At 50.3% G+C, this 18,385-nt stretch carries 15 protein-coding genes; 9 read left to right on the top strand and 6 right to left on the bottom strand.

The genetic code is table 11. From position 1 onward, the window contains the following. On the top strand, positions 1-2,421 hold the full coding sequence (locus M2387_RS04240) for a flavocytochrome c (protein ID WP_259047383.1): 2,421 nt from the start codon (positions 1-3) through the stop codon (positions 2,419-2,421). A gap of 76 nt (positions 2,422-2,497) precedes the next feature. Here M2387_RS04240 and M2387_RS04245 read toward each other — a convergent pair whose 3' ends face one another. Together M2387_RS04245 and M2387_RS04250 are read right to left on the bottom strand one after the other, a co-directional pair. Then, positions 2,498-3,787, bottom strand: coding sequence for an ABC transporter substrate-binding protein (locus tag M2387_RS04245; RefSeq protein WP_259047384.1), 1,290 nt, complete (start codon positions 3,785-3,787; stop codon positions 2,498-2,500). A gap of 243 nt (positions 3,788-4,030) precedes the next feature. Continuing rightward, on the bottom strand, positions 4,031-4,972 hold the full coding sequence (locus tag M2387_RS04250) for a LysR substrate-binding domain-containing protein (RefSeq protein ID WP_259047385.1): 942 nt from the start codon (positions 4,970-4,972) through the stop codon (positions 4,031-4,033). Positions 4,973-5,140: 168 nt separating this feature from the next. On the opposite strand from M2387_RS04250, the gene M2387_RS04255 reads away from it, so the two are divergent. Genes M2387_RS04255 through M2387_RS04285 form a run of 7 tightly spaced genes read left to right on the top strand, consistent with a single transcriptional unit; the run spans position 5,141 to position 11,604 of the window. After that, complete coding sequence (locus tag M2387_RS04255; protein ID WP_259047386.1) at positions 5,141-6,091, top strand: branched-chain amino acid ABC transporter permease; 951 nt, start codon at positions 5,141-5,143, stop codon at positions 6,089-6,091. 8 nt (positions 6,092-6,099) lie between these two features. Further along, positions 6,100-7,209, top strand: a complete 1,110-nt coding sequence (locus tag M2387_RS04260; protein ID WP_259047387.1) for an ABC transporter permease subunit — start codon at positions 6,100-6,102, stop codon at positions 7,207-7,209. Next, complete coding sequence (locus M2387_RS04265; RefSeq protein WP_259047388.1) at positions 7,206-7,973, top strand: ABC transporter ATP-binding protein; 768 nt, start codon at positions 7,206-7,208, stop codon at positions 7,971-7,973. The genes M2387_RS04260 and M2387_RS04265 overlap by 4 nt, the downstream gene beginning before the upstream one ends. After that, positions 7,966-8,688 (top strand): ABC transporter ATP-binding protein, encoded by a 723-nt coding sequence (locus tag M2387_RS04270; RefSeq protein ID WP_259047389.1) that lies wholly within the window; start codon positions 7,966-7,968, stop codon positions 8,686-8,688. Before M2387_RS04265 ends, M2387_RS04270 begins: the two co-directional genes overlap by 8 nt. A gap of 26 nt (positions 8,689-8,714) precedes the next feature. After that, entirely contained in the window at positions 8,715-9,869 is a 1,155-nt protein-coding gene (locus tag M2387_RS04275; protein ID WP_259048283.1) for a branched-chain amino acid ABC transporter substrate-binding protein, read from the top strand. Between the two features lie 17 nt (positions 9,870-9,886). After that, on the top strand, positions 9,887-10,369 hold the full coding sequence (locus M2387_RS04280) for an L-2-amino-thiazoline-4-carboxylic acid hydrolase (protein ID WP_259047390.1): 483 nt from the start codon (positions 9,887-9,889) through the stop codon (positions 10,367-10,369). Beyond that, entirely contained in the window at positions 10,366-11,604 is a 1,239-nt protein-coding gene (locus M2387_RS04285; RefSeq protein ID WP_259047391.1) for a Zn-dependent hydrolase, read from the top strand. Before M2387_RS04280 ends, M2387_RS04285 begins: the two co-directional genes overlap by 4 nt. A 54-nt stretch (positions 11,605-11,658) precedes the next feature. On the opposite strand, the gene attM is transcribed toward M2387_RS04285, so the two are convergent. From attM to M2387_RS04300, 3 genes are read right to left on the bottom strand one after another with little or no spacing between them, the layout of a single operon-like run. Next, positions 11,659-12,450: an AttM family quorum-quenching N-acyl homoserine lactonase gene (gene attM / locus M2387_RS04290; protein ID WP_259047392.1), complete on the bottom strand. Its 792-nt coding sequence runs from the start codon at positions 12,448-12,450 to the stop codon at positions 11,659-11,661. 50 nt (positions 12,451-12,500) lie between these two features. Then, the gene (locus M2387_RS04295; RefSeq protein ID WP_259047393.1) at positions 12,501-13,667 is read right to left on the bottom strand and encodes an iron-containing alcohol dehydrogenase; all 1,167 of its coding nucleotides are present in this window, start codon (positions 13,665-13,667) and stop codon (positions 12,501-12,503) included. A 54-nt stretch (positions 13,668-13,721) separates the two neighbouring features. Further along, a complete protein-coding gene (locus M2387_RS04300; RefSeq protein WP_259047394.1) occupies positions 13,722-15,176 on the bottom strand; it encodes an NAD-dependent succinate-semialdehyde dehydrogenase in 1,455 nt (484 codons plus the stop codon). 115 nt (positions 15,177-15,291) lie between these two features. On the opposite strand from M2387_RS04300, the gene M2387_RS04305 reads away from it, so the two are divergent. Beyond that, the gene (locus M2387_RS04305) at positions 15,292-16,071 is read left to right on the top strand and encodes an IclR family transcriptional regulator (protein ID WP_259047395.1); all 780 of its coding nucleotides are present in this window, start codon (positions 15,292-15,294) and stop codon (positions 16,069-16,071) included. A 78-nt stretch (positions 16,072-16,149) separates the two neighbouring features. Here M2387_RS04305 and mqo read toward each other — a convergent pair whose 3' ends face one another. Beyond that, the gene (gene mqo / locus M2387_RS04310; RefSeq protein ID WP_259047396.1) at positions 16,150-17,805 is read right to left on the bottom strand and encodes a malate dehydrogenase (quinone); all 1,656 of its coding nucleotides are present in this window, start codon (positions 17,803-17,805) and stop codon (positions 16,150-16,152) included. Positions 17,806-18,385: the final 580 nt, after the last annotated feature.

Here is an 18,385-nt window from a genome sequence, read left to right on the forward strand (position 1 = left end):
ATGAAATTTACCGCGATCGTTGGAACCACGTCTCCAAAGTCCTATAACCGGACTCTGCTTCAGTTCATGCAAGCGCATTTTAAAGACAAAGCAGAAATTGAACTGTTAGAAATCCAGGATGTTCCCCTATTCAACCAGGATAATCCCTCAAATAGCCCGGCTCTGTTAAATATTAACCAAAAAATTATGGCCAGTGACGGGGTGATTATTGCTACCCCGGAATACAACCACTCTATTCCTTCGAGCTTAAAGAGCTTGCTTGAATGGCTGAGCTACGAGCTTCACCCTCTTGATGGTAAGCCTGTGATGATCCTGGGGGCTTCCATTGATTCCCAGGGCTCCTCCCGTGCTCAGCTGCATCTACGGCAGATACTGGATGCGCCGGGGGTTAATGCGAATGTGATGCCCGGATACGAATTCTTACTTGGCCATGCTCAACAGGCTTTTGATGATAACGGCCAGTTGAGCAACCAGGGCACTATCGACTTTCTGGAGATCTGCTTCTTACGCTTTATGCGTTTTGCCAGAATCTCGAACCAGCTCAATGAAGAAGAGGACTTCTCTTTCGCACCGGGCACCTATGAAGTCCAGGCCCTTGGCCACGGTGGCGCGCTGCCAATGAAGGTTTCCTTCAGCGAAAAGAAAATTGAGCGCATTGATATCGACACGGCCGGTGAGACAGAAGGTCTGGCCGATGTGGTGTTTATCAGGATCCCTGACAAAATTATCGAAGGGCAAACGCTTAATGTGGATGCACTGTCGGGTGCCTCGGAGACCAGTAATGCCGTGATTGATGGCGTTGCCAGGGCGGTTAAACTGGCCGGTGTGAACCCTGATATCTTAAAAAAACGCCCGAAACCCGCCAGCAGTTTGAATCGCGGTGATGAAGAGTTTACCTGTGATGTGGTGGTGATTGGCGGCGGCGGCGCGGGTTTAAGTGCAGCGGCAACCGTCTTACAGGCAGGCAAGAGCGCCATCGTCCTGGAAAAATACCCGGCCGTGGGGGGCAATACTATCCGTACCGGGGGGCCTATTAACGCCGCTGACCCTGAGTGGCAGAGAACCTTTGACGAAAACCCTGGTGAAAGACATACCATTGAGACCTTAATCAGCACGGATGAAAATGAGATTCACCCGGAGTATCTGGCAGATTTCAGGGCTCTGAAAAATGAATTCGCTCGCTACCAGCAACAATTTGGCAGCAATAAAGGGTATCTGTTTGACTCTCACCTGCTTCACAGAATGCAGACCTATTTCGGCGGTAAGCGTACTGACCTTGAAGGAAATAGCATTTACGGGCAATACGACCTGGTTCGGGTGTTAACAGACCATGCGCTGGAAAGTGTCAAATGGCTTGAGAGTATCGGCGTTGAGTATGACAAGGATATTGTCTTTGCCCCGGTGGGAGCACTCTGGCGCCGCGGTCATAAACCTGTCAAAAAGTATGGCACCGCGTTTATTCTGGCACTAAGCAAACATATAGAAGCGCTGTCAGGAACTATTCTGACCGATAGTCCGGCAAAGGAATTTCTTATTGAAGAGGGAGAAATAAAAGGGGTAATTGCTCGCGGTGCGAACGGACAAAAAATTACCGTTCATGCCAAAGCGGTGGTCCTGGCGTCAGGGGGTTTTGGTGCGAATACGCAGATGCTCAAACAGTACAACACCTACTGGAGCCATATTGCCGATGATATCAAGACAACCAATTCAAGTGCCATGACCGGGGACGGAATTCTTCTTGGTCAGTCTGTCGGCGCAGGCTTAACGGGGATGGGCTTTACTCAAATGATGCCCGTCGCAGACCCGAATACCGGTGAGCTCTTCAGTGGTCTTCAAGTTCCACCGGAAAATTTCGTGATTGTGAACAAACAAGGAAAGCGTTTCATCAATGAATTCGCCGGGCGAGACGTGCTGACCAAAGCGGCACTCGCCGAAGGTGGCCTGTTCTATCTGATTGCTGATGATGAGATAAAGAAAACCGCGGCAAATACCAGCCAGGAGAAAATTGACCGCCAGGTTGAAGCCGGTACTCTGTTTAAAGCCGATACACTTGCAGAGTTAGCGCTTAAGGTCGGCATGGTTCCTGAAGTGCTGATAGATACCGTTAATAAATATAACAGCTATGTAGAAGCAGGAGCTGACCCTGAATTCCACAAAGATACTTTTAGTTTAAAAGTGGAAAAAGCCCCTTTCTATGCCACACCGAGACAACCCGCGGTTCACCACACAATGGGCGGACTTAAGATTGATACCGCTACCCGGGTTCTGGATGACAACAACCAACCCATCAAGAACCTGTATGCTGCGGGTGAAGTCGCCGGCGGCATTCATGCGGGTAACCGACTGGGCGGTAATGCGTTAGCCGATATCTTTACTTTTGGCCGAATTGCCGGAAAAACGGCGATAAATGAAATGAAATAGCGCATAACAAATAGAGTCAGAGAGGCCGAGTAATACCCGCCCTCTCTGACTTCGTAGACATGTACGCTCTTGCATTTTAATCGGCTAACACATTTTGCCTTTTCAGCTCTTCATTAACGCTGTTATTAATCCCGACTAAATCTGCCGCAATATCTCCTTTACAGTTGGCGAAAATTTTATTAAAGCCATCGGCGGTAATTTGTCTTACCGGGATCCAGTTGGGGATTTGTGGCATATAACGCCCATCCCGGGCATAGGTTTCGGCAAATACTTCCCAGCCGGGATCTTCCCGGTAATCTTTAATATTCAGTTTTTTATTCACCGGCAGTCTGACAATCGGCATCGATGTACTCCCAGCTGCCATACCTATTTCCTGTCCTTCCGGTGAAATAATAAATTCGAGAAATTTATTAGCAGCAGATTTATTTTTACTGGTTTTCATTAAAAAAGCCGTAGTGCCTTCAGCCATTGAAATACTCCCGTCCGGTCCCGCTGGCGGAGCAATAACCCGGTATTTTCCTTTGCCCGGATCTTTATCAAACAGCGCAATATGATAGGGTCCGGATGAATACATACCAGACTGCCCGGAACGGAATGAAACGTTCGCATCAGCGGTAGTATGGTTAATCGCGCCCGGCTGAGCGGTACCCTCGCACACCATACCACGTAAGAATGCCATTGCTTCTGCGGCTTGCTTACTGTCCAGTGCCCCTTTAAATTTACCTGGCTGGGTTTCAGTTAAATAATGTCCTCCTGCCTGCCAGAGATAAGAAGAAGAAAAAGAGCTGGCATAACCTCGGGTTGTCGACAGCGGCATGGTAAAACCATAGGTATCATTTTTGCCGTTGCCATCCGGGTCATCAAAGGTAAAAGCATAGGCAACTTTTTTAATCTCATCCCAGGTTTTGGGCGGCTGCAAACCTAATTTATCCAGCCAGTCGGTACGAATAAACAGGGCATAGGTATGGGCGGAAGTCGGCACGCCGTAATATTTTCCATCTGGTAACTGAGTCGATTTCCAGGCCGCCGGATAAATATCATCTCCGCCCTTTAATTTAGAGGGATCAATTTCATCAATAATCCCCAGCTGGGCTAACTGCCCGACGACAATCGCATCATTAAACACCACGTCAGGTAAAGCGTTGCCCGTTGCGGCCCGTGCCAGTCGCTGATCAAAATCAGTCACGGCATTAAAATAATTAATGGTAATGCCGGTATTTTCTTTAAATTTATCGGCGAGTTGCTGGTAAATAACTTTTGAGTCGTTACTCGCTCTGATCCAGACACTCAATTCTTCAGCTACTGTTACAGGGGAAATAGATAATGCTACGGCGATTCCAAGCGCTTTCGTTTTTAATTTCATCATGTCATTCCTGTTTTCCGTAAATAACAAATAAATACAAGATCGGAAAAATGATAAAATTGCATTTCATATTTATCAATATGCTGTTTTATAAATATGAATTTAATACCAGGCACTGTGCTTTGAATCACTATTAATTTTTTGGCTGATTTTTTAACTCACTGATATGAATACTTATACCCTATTAACCCCTTTTCCCCGACTGAAGGTTACCCTGAGGAAAAAGGGCTTATTCTGTGATGGCGGTTACATCGCTACCTGTCTGGCACTTTCCGCACGTAACCAGTTATAGAGCAGCTGACCATCCTGCGTCATTTCACTGTCCGAGCGAATACAGAGGTGGTAATTACGCCCGTCATCCAGCGGCAAGTCCCAGAGTTTAACCAGTTCGCCGCTTTCAAGGTAAGGGGTTATCAGCGGCTCACGCATCAGGGCACAGCCCAACCCAGCCTGAACCGCAGCCAGTGTCAGTAAGCCATCTTCAAACATTGGCCCGCTGCGACGAACGGGGCGACGAACGTTTTGTTGAAGAAACCACTGATTCCAGCTGGTACGCTCCTCATCATGCAGTAATGGCATTTGTAGTAACTGTTCCGGCGTATCGATATGACCATGTACGCGAATAAACTCGCGGCTGGCAACCGGAACCATTTTCCCGGAGATCAAGGGTTCTGTCTGATAGCCTGTCCACTGCCCGCTGCCAAAGCGAATCGACATGTCTGAAGCATCACTCAGGTAGTTACGGTGATTAGCGTAAATCACGTTGATCTCAATTTGCGGATTAGCACGCATAAATACCGGTAAACGAGGGATAAACCAGCCCATACCAAACAGCGGGATCAGGCTGATGGTCACTTGCCGGGTTTGAACCTGCTCCACCAGATGCTCTGTCGCCTGCCGCAATACGCTAAATGCAGTCCGGATCGAACGGTAGTACTCCCGTCCCTGGACACTCAGCACCAGCCCACGACCGTGACGTTCGGTCAGGGGTAATTGCAGGAAATCTTCCAGCATACGTAGCTGATGACTGACCGCCGAAGGCGATATATCCAGCTCTTGTGCGGCAAGGGTTATGCTGCCGGTGCGCGCAATAGCTTCAAAAGCACGTACCGCACGCAGAGGAGGATCGTTGGCCAGTTGGCCTTCCTGACGTAAACCTGGTGCCGCTGATTGTTCTGTTTTTTTCATATGATGACTTCATTAAGGTTAATGAGTTGTATCATGATTTTAAAATACCTTTAAAATCAATAAAGTAATAACCATACAAAACATAATAAGAAAGAAGATATCCGTATTTCACAATTTAATTCAATTATCGGATGGTAGCCGAAAATAGAGCAATTCTGTGAGTCAATTTTGGATACGTTAATACAACAACTCATCAATGGCATCATGCTGGGTAGTATTTATGCCTTAATAGCCCTTGGCTACACCATGGTCTACGGCATCCTGCGCATTATTAACTTTGCTCATGGCGATATTTTAATGGTGGGGGCGCTAACCACCCTTTCGACAATGCATATGCTGGAAAGCTATTTTCCTGCCTTGTCGCCGCTGGTTCACCTGATTCTGGCACTCCCCATTGCCATGCTGGTCTGTGCCTTGCTGGCAATGGCGGTGGAACGTTTTGCTTATCGGCGGCTGCGTAATGCCCCGCGCCTGGCTCCGTTGATTTCGGGGATTGGCGTCTCCGTCCTGCTGCAAACCATCGCCATGATTATCTGGACGCGTAATCCGCTGATGTTTCCGCAAGTCCTGTCCATGGATCCTATTGCTATCACATCGGGTAGTGAAGGACACCCCCCGGCCATTATCACCATTACCGGCATAGTCACTATTAGTCTGGCTCTCCTGGTCATGGTTGGTCTGTGGCTGCTGGTGGAATACACCCGTCTCGGTCGCGGTATGCGTGCGGTCGCGGAAAACCCTCGGGTTGCCAGCCTGATGGGGGTTAACCCAAACCGCATTATTAGTCTGACTTTTGCAGTTGGCGGTATTTTCGCGGCGCTGGCGGGCGTGATGATGGCCAGTAATTACGGCAGCGCCAACTTTTCCATGGGCTTTTTACCCGGCATAAAAGCTTTCACCGCCGCGGTACTCGGCGGGATCGGTAATATTCGTGGTGCCATGGTAGGCGGTATTTTACTAGGCGTGATTGAAGCCTTAGGAGCAGGTTATCTCGGCCAGCTCAGTAATGGCGTGTTCGGCAGTAATTATCAGGATGTTTTCGCTTTTATCGTCTTGATTCTGGTACTGGTCTTCCGCCCTGCGGGCATTCTGGGTGAGCGCGTAGCGCATCGGGCATAGGATTTTAGATGACAACATTATCAATCAAGTCTGCAACGCCATTCTGGCGTCGTCTCAACGTCGGACTCGCACTGTTTATTATTGCTGTAGCTGTTGCCCCGATGGTTGCCGGGCAGCTAGGCGGCAATTACTGGGTCAGGGTCATTGACTTCGCCCTGCTCTATATCATGCTGGCTCTCGGGTTAAATATCGTCGTCGGCTATGCAGGCCTGCTGGATATGGGCTTTGTCGCCTTTTATGCCGTCGGTGCCTATATCGCAGCATTACTGGCTTCTCCGCACTTACTGGACGCCTTTCCCGCCCTGCAAGCCTGGCTGCCGGATGGCTTACATACCTCTTACTGGATAATCGTGCCGGTCGCCGCGGTGCTGGCAGCAATCTGTGGGATCCTGCTCGGTGCTCCGACGCTGAAATTACGCGGTGATTATCTGGCGATTGTCACGCTGGGCTTTGGCGAAATCATCCGCATTTTGCTACGTAACCTCGATCGCCCGGTCAATATTACCAATGGTGCTAAGGGGATTTCTGGCATTGATACGCTTTCACTGTTTGGCGTCAAATTCAGCGGCGTACAGCACTGGTTTGGTTTCAAAATTCCGTCGCTGTGGCTGTGGTACTACCTGCTGGTTCTGCTGATTGTCTTGATTATTTTTATCTGCCTGCGCCTGCAAAATTCCCGAATTGGCCGCGCCTGGCATGCTATTCGTGAAGATGAAGATGTCGCTCGTGCAATGGGGATTAACGTCCGTAACTACAAGTTACTGGCGTTTGCCATCGGCGCTACTTTTGGCGGCGTGGCGGGGGCATTATTCGCCGCGTTCCAGGGCTTTGTTTCACCGGAATCCTTCACCCTGCAAGAATCCATTGCGGTTCTGGCGATGGTTGTCCTCGGAGGCATGGGGCATATACCGGGCGTGATCCTCGGCGCCATATTACTCACCGCCCTACCTGAACTGCTGCGCAGTCAGGCGGCTCCACTCCAGCAGACGCTGTTTGGTAGCGTACTCATTGATCCTGAGATTTTACGCCAGTTGTTCTACGGCCTGGCGCTGGTACTGGTGATGCTCTATCGCCCGGCGGGGATCTGGCCGGCACGTTCCGGAGGGATTAAAGCATGAGTTTATTAACCATTAATGGCGTCAGCAAACGGTTTGGTGGAGTCCAGGCGGTTGATAACGTTTCGCTCAATATCAAAGCCGGTGAGATTTATGGCTTGATTGGCCCCAATGGCGCAGGAAAAACCACCTGTTTTAATCTTATTACCGGGCTGTACGCCGCGGACAGTGGCAGTTTTTCCCTGGATGGCAGTGCCTATTCACCCAGGAATGTTGAGAAAGTCACACAGGCCGGAATAGCCCGAACCTTTCAGAACGTGCGGTTATTTAACCAGATGTCTGTGCTGGAAAATGTCATGGTCGGTCGCCATGTGCGTACCCGTAATGGCCTGTGGGCTGTACTGACACAAAATAAACAGGCACGCCTGGAAGAAGCCGAGACCCGCGAACAGGCCTGGCGCTGGCTGGAATATACCGGTATTGCCAAATTTGCTGACTACCGGGCCTGCGATTTGGCCTATGGCCACCAGCGTCGCCTGGAAATAGCCCGCGCGCTGGCAACTGACCCGCTATTACTGGCGCTGGACGAACCGGCTGCCGGAATGAATGCCGCGGAAAAAGTCGCCCTCGGCGAACTGCTGAAACATATTCGTGATGACGGTAAGACACTGCTGATGATTGAGCATGATGTCAAACTGGTGATGAGCATTTGTGACAGTGTCACCGTGCTGGATTATGGCAAAGTCATTGCCAGCGGTACGCCTGATGTCGTGCGCCGCGATCCGCTGGTGATCAGCGCCTGGCTGGGAGGACAAAAACATGACTAAGCCTTTACTCCAGGTTCAGCAACTTGGTGTGCATTACGGCGGTATTCAGGCGGTACGTGATGTCTCTTTCACTCTTAATGAAGGAGAACAAGGCACCTTGATTGGCGCCAATGGTGCCGGGAAAAGTTCGACCGTACGTGCGATTACCGGTCTTGAACCCTTTAGCGGTGAGATCTGGTTTCAGGGCCATGCCGTCGCCCGCCAAAAACCTGAAGACTTATTACGTGACGGACTGGTGATGGTGCCGGAAGGTCGCGGGATTTTTGCCCGTATGACGGTGATGGAAAACCTCCAGATGGGTGCCTGGTTGCGCCGTGATAGTCATGCAGTGAAGGACGAAATCGAGGCTATTTTTAGCCGTTTCCCGCGTCTGGAAGAGCGTCAGCATCAGCTGGCAGGGCTGTTATCCGGTGGGGAGCAACAACTGCTGGCGCTTAACCGTGCCCTACTGAGTCGCCCACGATTATTGATCCTCGATGAGCCATCGATGGGGCTGGCGCCGGTGATGATAGAAAATATTTTCAAGGTGATAGCCACCTTACGCGAACAAGGCGTGAGCTTATTACTGATCGAGCAAAATGCCCGTCTGGCGCTGGAAGTAACGGACAGAGCCTGGGTGATGGACAGCGGTTCCATTGTTCATCATGGCGACTCGCAAACCCTGCTTGCCGACGACAGCATTGCACAATATTACCTGGGCGAAATACCTGCCTGACCTCCAACAAATAGCAAGGACACATGATGAAAAAATTAACGCTTAGTGCATTAAGTGCAGCCATTGTGGTGGCCGGGTTTACCACCTTCCCCGCCATTGCCCAGAACGAAACCGTGATTATTGGTTTAGCCGGGCCGCTGACCGGGCCTTCTGCCCGAATCGGTAAAGATCTGGAAAATGGTGCCCAGCTGGCAATCGATGACATTAATAAGCAAAAACCAGTGATTGGCGGCAAAAATATTACCTTTAAATTACAGTCGGAAGATGACCAGTCCGACCCGCGTACCGCGGTTGCGGTAGCTCAGCGCCTGGTCGATAGCGGCGCAGCAGGCGTCGTCGGTCACTGGAATACTGGCACCAGTATTCCGGCAGCACGTATTTATCATGATGCGGGGATCGCTCAGGTCGCCCCTGTAGCAACCGGACATGCTTATACCCGTCAGGGCTTTGATACCAGTTTCCGGGTGATGGGCCATGACGATGATGGCGGTCAGTTAGCGGGTCAGTATGCCCTTAATAACCTGAAAGCTAAGCGTATTGCGGTTATTGATGACCGGACAGCCTTTGGTCAGGGTCTGGCTGATGAGTTTATTAAATCCATTGAAGCCCAGGGCGGGACCATCGTTGATCGTCAGTATGTGGATGATAAAACCGTCGATTTCAGCCCGGTACTGACCGCCATTCGCAGTAAAAATGCCGACCTGATTTTCTTCGGTGGTGTCGATAGCCAGGCAGCGCCGATGGCACGTCGAATTAAACAATTGGGGATGGATGCGACCCTGATGGGCGCGGGCGGTTTTGTCAGTCAGACTTTCCTGCAACTGGCGCAGAAAGAAGGTGAAGGCGTAGTCGCTCTGGAACCCGGCCTGCCAATTGACCAGATGCCTGGCGGTAAAGCCTTTGAGCAAGACTATCAGTCGCGCTATCACACCCATATTGAACTCCATGCGCCGTTTGCCTATGACGCCACCCGAACACTGGTTGCCGCCATGGAAAAAGCCGATTCTGTTGAAGCGGATAAATACCTGCCAGCCCTGCGAGCTATTAATTATGCCGGTGTCACAGGGCCGATTGCATTTGATAAAGAAGGCAACCTGAAATCGCCATCATTCACCGTCTATAAAGTTGTCGACGGTAAATGGCAGCCACAAACCGTACTTGGCGGCGATGTTAAGAAATAACAGACTGAGGCAGTGTGATGAGTGATAAAAATGAACTGGGCATCCTCGCCCGGCGTAAGATTGAAGCTGAAATAATTAAACCTATTTACGACATTATGGTACGTGAGCTGGGCAAACAGCAGGCACAGGCGATTATCGGCGAAGCAATTGAAAAAGCGGCTATCGATGCCGGGGCTGATTTTGCCCGCAAAGAACCCAATGGCCCGTCGCTGCGCGGTTTTGTCGACCTGCAATATCTGTGGGAGAAAGATAATGCGCTGGACATCAGGATTATCGAAAACGATGACCAGCAGTATAACTACGACGTGACCCGCTGCCGTTATGCCGAGATGTACCATGAAATGGGACTGGGTGAAATTGGCCATCTGCTTTCTTGTGCCAGGGATGACAAGTTTATTGTCGGTTATGCTCCCGATGTGGAGCTGACCCGCACCACCACTATTATGGAAGGTTCCAAATGCTGTGATTTTCGTTATCACCTCAAGAAGGAGCCCTCATGAGTGCGACTCTGACTGTTAATGCCGGACGACTTTGGACGACGCTTGAAGATATGGCGCAAATCGGGCGCACTGCCGCCGGGGGCGTTACCCGCCTGACGCTAAGTGAAGAAGACCGGCAGGCACGCGATAAGTTGCGTGCCTGGGCGGAACAGGACGGTTTTAGCTGTGATATCGACCGGCTGGGCAATATGTTTATCCGCAGACCGGGACGTAATCCTCACCTCCCCCCGGTGCTGACCGGGTCACATGTCGACTCCCAGCCCCTGGGTGGACGTTATGACGGGATTTATGGCGTGCTGGCCGGGCTTGAAGTACTACGAACGCTGAACGATCGCCAGATTGAAACCGCTCGCGATATCGTGCTGGTGAACTGGACCAATGAAGAAGGTGCGCGCTTTTCCCCCGCTATGCTGGCCTCCGGAGTCTGGACAGGTCAGTTTAGCGAAGCCTTTGCTTTATCCCGTGAGGACGCTGAAGGCATTCGTCTGGGAGATGCGTTAACCGCGATTGGCTATCAGGGAACGATGCCCGCAGCCGCGTTCCCGGTTCATGCCTGCTATGAAGTGCATATTGAGCAGGGACCGATTCTGGAAGCTGAAGGCATCGATATTGGCCTCGTCCATGCCGCCATGGGGCAACGCTGGTATACCCTGACCATTGAAGGTTTTGCCGCTCATGCTGGCACCACGCCGATGAATAATCGTCAGGATGCGTTAACCGGTTTTGCGCAATTTGCGCTGGCGATAGAACAGGTGGGTATTGAACATGCGCCAGATGGCCGGGCGACTATCGGTCGGGTTCAGGTGTTCCCGAACTCCGGTAATGTGGTGCCGGGGAAAGTGGTCTGTAGCCTGGAGTTTCGCCACCCACAAACAGCAGCGCTGGACAGTATGGAACGCGCATTATACCAGGCGGTAGATGCTCTCTCTGCACGTCAGTTAACCGTGGAAGTAGAACCGATTTTCGACTATGCGCCAATCGCCTTTAATCAAGACTGTATTGCCCGTTCACAACAAGCCGCTGAAATGCTGGGGTACGCCTGGCGGCCGATGGTCTCAGGTGCCGGACATGATACCTGTTATCTGAATGCGATTGCCCCCGCCAGTATGATTTTTATTCCCTGCGTCAAGGGAATAAGCCATAACGAAGCGGAGAATATCCTGCCACAGTGGTCAGAGAAAGGGGCGAATGTGTTGCTCAACACGTTAGTGCTTGCGGCTTCTGAAGAGAGCTAAAATTAATTCGGTGCAATGCCAGCCCCTGTTAACGGGCTGGCCTGTTATCAGTTGTTAGTCGTAATATTCCGGCGCATGGCGGAAGGTTGGCCAGGCATCAGGGTCATGGCCCGTCACGACCAGGGCCTGAGTACGGTCGACAATCGCTTTCATTTTTTGCACTGAACGTACCGCTTCAACGGCAGATGACATAAAGCCCGGCAGCGCCTTCTCATCCCAGTGGTCGGTGGTATAGGCGGCATCAATCGCCAGCAGCAAGCTACCGCTATTCGGCAGTGTCACCAGAATCGACTGGTGCCCCGGCGAATGGCCTGGGGTAAAGATCGTTTTTAAGGTTCCGTCGCCATACAGATCGTAGAGATCGGTATTTTCACCATCAAGGAACTGCCATTTCAGGTTCGGCTTATCAAAATCATTGCGAATATAGCCCCCGGCGGCAAACCAGTCTGGCGTAAAGGCATATTCATATTCACGGCGCTGAACAATGTGGGTGGCATTCGGGAAACGCCCCACGGCTCCGGTATGGTCAAGATGCAGATGCGACTGGAGTACATAGCGCACATCTTCAGGATTAATCCCCATCTTCTTGAGCTGCGCCACGCAACCTTCATCTTCGCGCATCACCGGCCAGTAGACCTCTGTTATCCCGCCCCAATAACCGACCGGGTCAAGTGCCGCTTCAATCGCAGTACCGCCATCAATAATCGTGTGACCATCCGGATGAGTAATCAGATAAAAAGGTACCGGGATTTCATAATCCGCGCCGTTACCCTGGTTCATTTTAATGTTGTGCACTTTGCATTTCAGTGAACCGGTTTGAAACATATACAGGCGAATATCAGTCATTTTTATTATCCTCAGACAAGGTTGTAGGGTATCGCTTGAGATAAATCGTCTTAAAATGCTTCTCTGTACAAGGCCAGTGCATCCGCCTCAGTGACTTCAACGGGATTATTCATTAATAAACGGGTCTGCTTCATGGCATCACTGGCCAGCAGAGCCAGCGAATCTTCTGTTACGCCAACATCACGCAGGCGTCTTGGCGCGCCGCTGTCATCCATGATGGTGGTGAGCGCGGCAATGAAGGCATCTGCCCGCTGCTGAATACTCCCCTCTCCTGCGACTTTCAGAACATCGGCCAGTTCGGCATATAACGGTGCAGCAGCCTGACTGTTGTAACGCAGAACGGCACCCAGCATCAGCGCGTTAGAGAGGCCATGGGGAATGTGATAGTGCCCGCCCAGTGGATAAGCCAGCGCATGCACTGCGGCAACGGGCGAGTTAGAAAACGCCTGACCTGCCAGGGTCGCACCGAGCAAAATAGCTTCGCGGGCTTCACGGTTACTGCCATCACGACAAGCCGTCACCAGGTGCTGACTAATCAGACGCAGGGCTTCACGGCTGAGGTTATCCGACAGCAGGTTTTTTTTATGTTTACCGGTGTAAGCCTCAATGGCATGGACCATCGCGTCAATACCGGTTGCCGCAGTATGTATTGCGGGTAAGCCAAGGGTAAGTTCAGCATCCAGCAGCACAAAGTCGGCATAGAGCTGACGAGAAACCACACCCATTTTGGTGGTTTCACCGGTGGTGAGGATCGAAATATTCGTGACCTCTGACCCGGTACCGGCGGTCGTCGGGATCTGGACTAACGGCAGACGGCCTCCCTGCACATTCCCAATCCCGTACAGCTCAGACAGCGGCTGGCTTGACTGCGCCAGCACCGCCGCCAGTTTTGCCACATCCAGCGAGGATCCGCCGCCAAGACCAATCACCAGCTCAATTTGCTGTGCCCGTGCCAGCGCCGTGGCTTTCAGGGCTATCGCCTCTGGCGGATCGGCAATCACTTCGTCAAAGACCGTCACACTAAAACCGTGCTGACGCAGAGAAGCTTCTACGGGTTTCAGTAATCCGGCCTTAACCAGGCCCGCATCAGTCACTACCAGAACCTGGCGTTCACTGAATCGGGATGCAAGAATTTCGCCTAACCGCTGGGCACCAGACCACTCCACCAGCATGGAGGGCACGGTATTAAATTCAAAGGGTTGCATACCAGTCGTCATGTTAAGTTCCTCTGCTACAGAGTGATTGCTTGGTGAAAATAAGGGGCCGTCGGCTTAACCCACCGCGGTGCAGATATATTTACTCTCCAGGTATTCTTCGATGCCGGAGCGTGATCCTTCGCGACCAATACCTGACTGCTTAATTCCCCCAAACGGTGCCACTTCATTGGATATAAGACCGGTATTGTGCCCCACCATGCCGTACTCCAGCGCTTCAGCGACACGCCACATCCGCTGGTTGCTGTCGGTATAAAAATAAGCGGCCAGACCGAATTCAGTATCATTGGCCATGGCAATAGCCTGTTCTTCAGTGTCAAAACTAAACAGGGGTGCTACCGGGCCAAAGGTCTCTTCCCGGGCAATTTTCATCTCCGGTGTTACATGGGTCAGTACCGTAGGTTCAAAGAAATAGCCGCCCAGCGCATGACGTTTCCCGCCGGTTAAAATCTGTGCCCCAAGAGCCTCGGCATTCTCGATATGGTCAATCACTTTTGTTACGGCATTTTCGTCAATCAACGGACCAATAACCACGCCCTCATCACGGCCGTTCCCTACCTGTAAGGCCTTAACCCGTTCCGCCAGACGTTGGGCAAACTGCGGATAAATCCCCGACTGCACCAGAAAACGGTTAGTACAGACACAGGTTTGCCCGGCATTACGGAATTTTGACTGCACAGCCCCTTCAACCGCGGCATCCAGGTCTGCATCATCAAAGACAATAAAAGGCGCATTTCCGCCCAGTTCGAGCGAAACACGTTTAACCGTATCAGCACACTGGGCCATTAATAAACGGCCAATCCCGGTCGATCCGGTAAAGGAGAGTTTTCTCACCACATCGCTTTTCGTCAGGACGCCACCAATCATTTTCGCGTCACCGGTGACGATTTGCAGTACGCCTGCCGGAATTCCTGCACGTTGTGCCAGCTCACCGAGCGCCAGCGCTGTAAGAGGAGTTTGCTCGGCGGGTTTAACGATGATGACGCAGCCTGCTGCCAGCGCAGGGGCCGCTTTACGGGTGATCATTGCAGCCGGAAAATTCCATGGCGTAATCGCGGCACAAACACCCACGGGTTGTTTGATCACCAGCAGTCGTTTATCGGCCTGAGGAGAAGGAATGATATCCCCGTAAGTCCGCTTAGCTTCTTCAGCAAACCAGTCAATGAAAGACGCGGCATAACTGATTTCACCCCGTGCCTCTGCGAGGGGTTTTCCTTGTTCCGCCGTCATTAATGCCGCAAGATCTTCGGTATTCTCAACAATCAAATCAAACCAGCGGCGTAACAGGGTACTGCGTTCTTTAGCCGTTTTTTTGCGCCAACTGACAAGCGCCTGCTCCGCGGCACGTATCGCCAGCTCAACATCGGCTTGTTCAAGGCGGGTAACTTCAGCCACGGTTTCGTGGGTTGCTGGGTTCAGTATGCTGGACGTACTGTTATCGCGTGAAGTACGCCATTCCCCGTTAATCAGACTCGCCTGTTTAAATAAAGCGGGATCTCGTAGGTCTGTCATAGGTTCTCCTTGGAATTCAGTTGACAAGTTCTATATGCTGAACTAGATTCTATACATTGAACTGTATCACTCATTTTAACTTATCGTCAATTTTCTGTTAGCAAAGTGAGATCAAATGCCAAAAATTTCTTCCAGTGAAACTGCCGCGGTTAGCGCCCCTGCTCTCAGACGGGCGGTACAAATACTTGATCTGGTTAGTGAATTGAAAACTCCACCCACGTTTACTGATATTGTCACCGCTCTGGAGCTTCCCAAGAGTTCAGTACATGGTTTATGTGCCACACTGGTGGAGTTAGGGCTATTGCATCGCTCTGAAGCGGGAACCTATCTTTTAGGCTCACATACCATGTCCTGGGCAAATGGTTTTTTACGCCAGACCGACCTGGTGGCGGAGTTTCAGCAGTTACTCAATGAGCGGCGGGAATTAAATCAGTTCACCGTCACGCTGACGGTGCTGGAAGGAACCCAAGTTATCTATCTGGCTTGTGCTAATAGCAATACTGCTCTGGGCTTTACCTTCCGGATTGGTATGCGCCTGCCCGCCCCGTTTACCGCCACCGGAAAAGCGATGCTCAGCACCCTCAGTGACCATGAGGTCAGTCAGCGTTTTAGTCCTCAGTGGCCTGAACAGTTAACGCCGCATAGCGTGACAACGCGTGATGAACTTTTGGCTGAACTGGCGACAACCCGCAAGCGAGGGTTTTCAATTGATAACGGGCAAATACGTGATGGCATGTTGTGTATCGGTGCACCGGTCTATGATTTTTCGGGCAAAGCAATTGCCGGGCTGGCGGTGAGTATGCTGGAAATAGAGGCGACTGCTGAGGCTATAGAGAAAACCGGGCGTGCTTTAATGGATATTTCCAAGTCTTTGTCAGCAAGGATGGGAAACTGAGGTTAGACACAAAATTCTGTATCAGTGAAAAAGAGAAACCGGAAAACGTGAATCAGTTTTCCGGTTTTTTTATGGGTATTACAGTGCAATATCTGCTGGCTGTTTTTCAGGAGTCGCCACGGCTTGCGGCTGAGCCTGGTGTTCCACTTCCAGACTACCCGGGATCACTGGCGGCGTCGTCAGTTGCAGCGTCGCCGCGGTGTCATTCCACACCTTCTGCGTCAAAGCCACATTACCGTTCAGCGTCTGACCATAGCTTGGCACTATCTGATGGATTTTATCCTGCCAGTCTGCGGTCTTAAATTGCTCCGGGAACATTTGTTTCAGTACATTCAGGGCAATCGGTGCCGCAGTGGATGCGCCGGGTGAGGCACCGAGCAGGGCCGCAACGGTTTTCTCTTTATCGATAACAATTTCTGTACCGAGTTTCAGAATGCCACCCTTCTGTTCATCTTTCTTGATGATTTGTACACGCTGTCCTGCCTGAATCAGTTTCCAGTCTTCTTTACGTGCGTTCGGATAATACTCTTTCAGCGCAGCAAAGCGGTCTTCGTCATCGAGCATCACCTGACTGACCAGATATTTAACGAGGTCAAAGTTATCGATACCGACATTACTCATCGGCAGTACATTACCGAAGGTCGTGGTGCTGAGTAAGTCAAAAACAGAGCCATTTTTCAGGAATTTGGTCGAGAATGTCGCAAAGGGCCCGAATAAGACTACCTGCTTACCATCAATCACACGGGCATCAAGATGGGGAACCGACATCGGAGGTGCCCCAACGGAAGCCTGACCATAAACTTTTTCCAGATGACGTTTAGCAATATCCGGATTTTCGGTCATCAGGAAGGAGCCACCTACCGGGAAACCAGCATAGTTTTCCCCTTCTTCAATACCGGTTTCTTGTAGCAGTTTTAATGCACCACCTCCGGCACCAATAAAGACATATTTAGCATCAATCGCATGCTCATCGCCGCTGACGACATCCTTGATGGTGACATGCCAGGAGTTGTCTTTATTACGTTCAAAATCAGTGACTTCCGAAGAGGTCTGGAGTGAGAAGTTAGGATTTTTTTTCAGGCTGCCAATTAACTGACGGGTGATTTCACCGTAGTTAACATCTGTGCCAACCGGAGTCCAGGTTGCCGCCACTTTCTGGTCGGCAGAACGCCCTTCCATAACCAGCGGTGCCCACTGTTTGATTTGCTCGTGATCGGTTGAGAACTTCATGCCCTGGAATAGCGTGGTATTCTGCAAAGCAGCATAGCGTTTCCCCAGATAATCAACATTCTTATCACCCCAGACAAAGCTCATATGCGGTGTAGAGTTAATAAATGAATGTGGTGAGTTCAGCACGCCACGCTTCACCTGAGCCGTCCAGAACTGACGAGAAATCATAAACTGCTCATTGATTTCCAGCGCTTTACTGACATCAATAGAACCATCCGCGCGTTCCGGAGTGTAGTTCAGTTCCATATTAGCAGAGTGCCCTGTTCCGGCATTATTCCAGCCATTAGACGACTCCAGAGCAACTCCATCAAGCTTCTCAACCATCACCTGTGTCCAGTCAGGCTCAAGTGCATGAAGCCATGTTCCCAGCGAGGCGCTCATGATCCCGCCACCAATTAACAGGAAATCAGTTTTCTGGGTTGTCTGGGTTTCGGCATAGCTAGCTGAGCTGACTAATAACGCACATGAAGTCAGCGAAATAAGGACTTTTTTCATAACAGGCATAGTCTTTTAATTTCATTGTGAGTGAGTGTTTTCACGTTATTTTAACCATGCTTTACTTTATTTTAAAATCTTCACTACATTTCTATACGCTATATCTGACGCTTTTTTTAATTAAAAAAAGAAACATTGCATTCAGTGTGGAATTAATCACAGCAATAAAAAAATATTCTATATAATAACCAATAAGATAATAAATTGACGCATTCTGGAGTTATTAAGATTTAGTTACAATATAGTGACTAAATAATGTTAACAGTATTACTTTTCAGACATTTCTTCAAAAAAAGTGGATTGAGAGAATGATTTACTCTATCCGGGATAGCTTGATGCATCAGGATGTACAGGAAGATTAAGCCTGAGATAACGGACAGGATATCTCAGGCTAATGAGTAGCAGATAATTTAACGGGTCTGGACTGACGTCTCGAATGATTCGTCGCTTATCACCATACTTATAATTTTACACTCAACAGTCAAGTTACTTTCAATGATTCTGGCAAAAATTAATCATTCTTCACATTATTAATTTTCACTTATTTATTATCTGATAGTTATCTATTCAATTGCTAAATAATTTGGTG

Source organism: Klebsiella sp. BIGb0407, assembly GCF_024807845.1.
Taxonomy (GTDB): Bacteria; Pseudomonadota; Gammaproteobacteria; order Enterobacterales; family Enterobacteriaceae; genus JGM124.

Coding starts and splice junctions, on each gene's coding strand:
- M2387_RS04285 (WP_259047391.1), top strand. CDS start 10,366: ATGAGTGCGACTCTGACTGTTAATGCCGGACGACTTTGGACGACGCTT.
- mqo (WP_259047396.1), bottom strand. CDS start 17,805: ATGCCTGTTATGAAAAAAGTCCTTATTTCGCTGACTTCATGTGCGTTA.
- M2387_RS04275 (WP_259048283.1), top strand. CDS start 8,715: ATGAAAAAATTAACGCTTAGTGCATTAAGTGCAGCCATTGTGGTGGCC.
- M2387_RS04305 (WP_259047395.1), top strand. CDS start 15,292: ATGCCAAAAATTTCTTCCAGTGAAACTGCCGCGGTTAGCGCCCCTGCT.
- M2387_RS04295 (WP_259047393.1), bottom strand. CDS start 13,667: ATGACGACTGGTATGCAACCCTTTGAATTTAATACCGTGCCCTCCATG.
- M2387_RS04300 (WP_259047394.1), bottom strand. CDS start 15,176: ATGACAGACCTACGAGATCCCGCTTTATTTAAACAGGCGAGTCTGATT.
- M2387_RS04270 (WP_259047389.1), top strand. CDS start 7,966: ATGACTAAGCCTTTACTCCAGGTTCAGCAACTTGGTGTGCATTACGGC.
- M2387_RS04280 (WP_259047390.1), top strand. CDS start 9,887: ATGAGTGATAAAAATGAACTGGGCATCCTCGCCCGGCGTAAGATTGAA.
- M2387_RS04250 (WP_259047385.1), bottom strand. CDS start 4,972: ATGAAAAAAACAGAACAATCAGCGGCACCAGGTTTACGTCAGGAAGGC.
- M2387_RS04265 (WP_259047388.1), top strand. CDS start 7,206: ATGAGTTTATTAACCATTAATGGCGTCAGCAAACGGTTTGGTGGAGTC.
- M2387_RS04245 (WP_259047384.1), bottom strand. CDS start 3,787: ATGATGAAATTAAAAACGAAAGCGCTTGGAATCGCCGTAGCATTATCT.
- M2387_RS04240 (WP_259047383.1), top strand. CDS start 1: ATGAAATTTACCGCGATCGTTGGAACCACGTCTCCAAAGTCCTATAAC.
- attM (WP_259047392.1), bottom strand. CDS start 12,450: ATGACTGATATTCGCCTGTATATGTTTCAAACCGGTTCACTGAAATGC.
- M2387_RS04260 (WP_259047387.1), top strand. CDS start 6,100: ATGACAACATTATCAATCAAGTCTGCAACGCCATTCTGGCGTCGTCTC.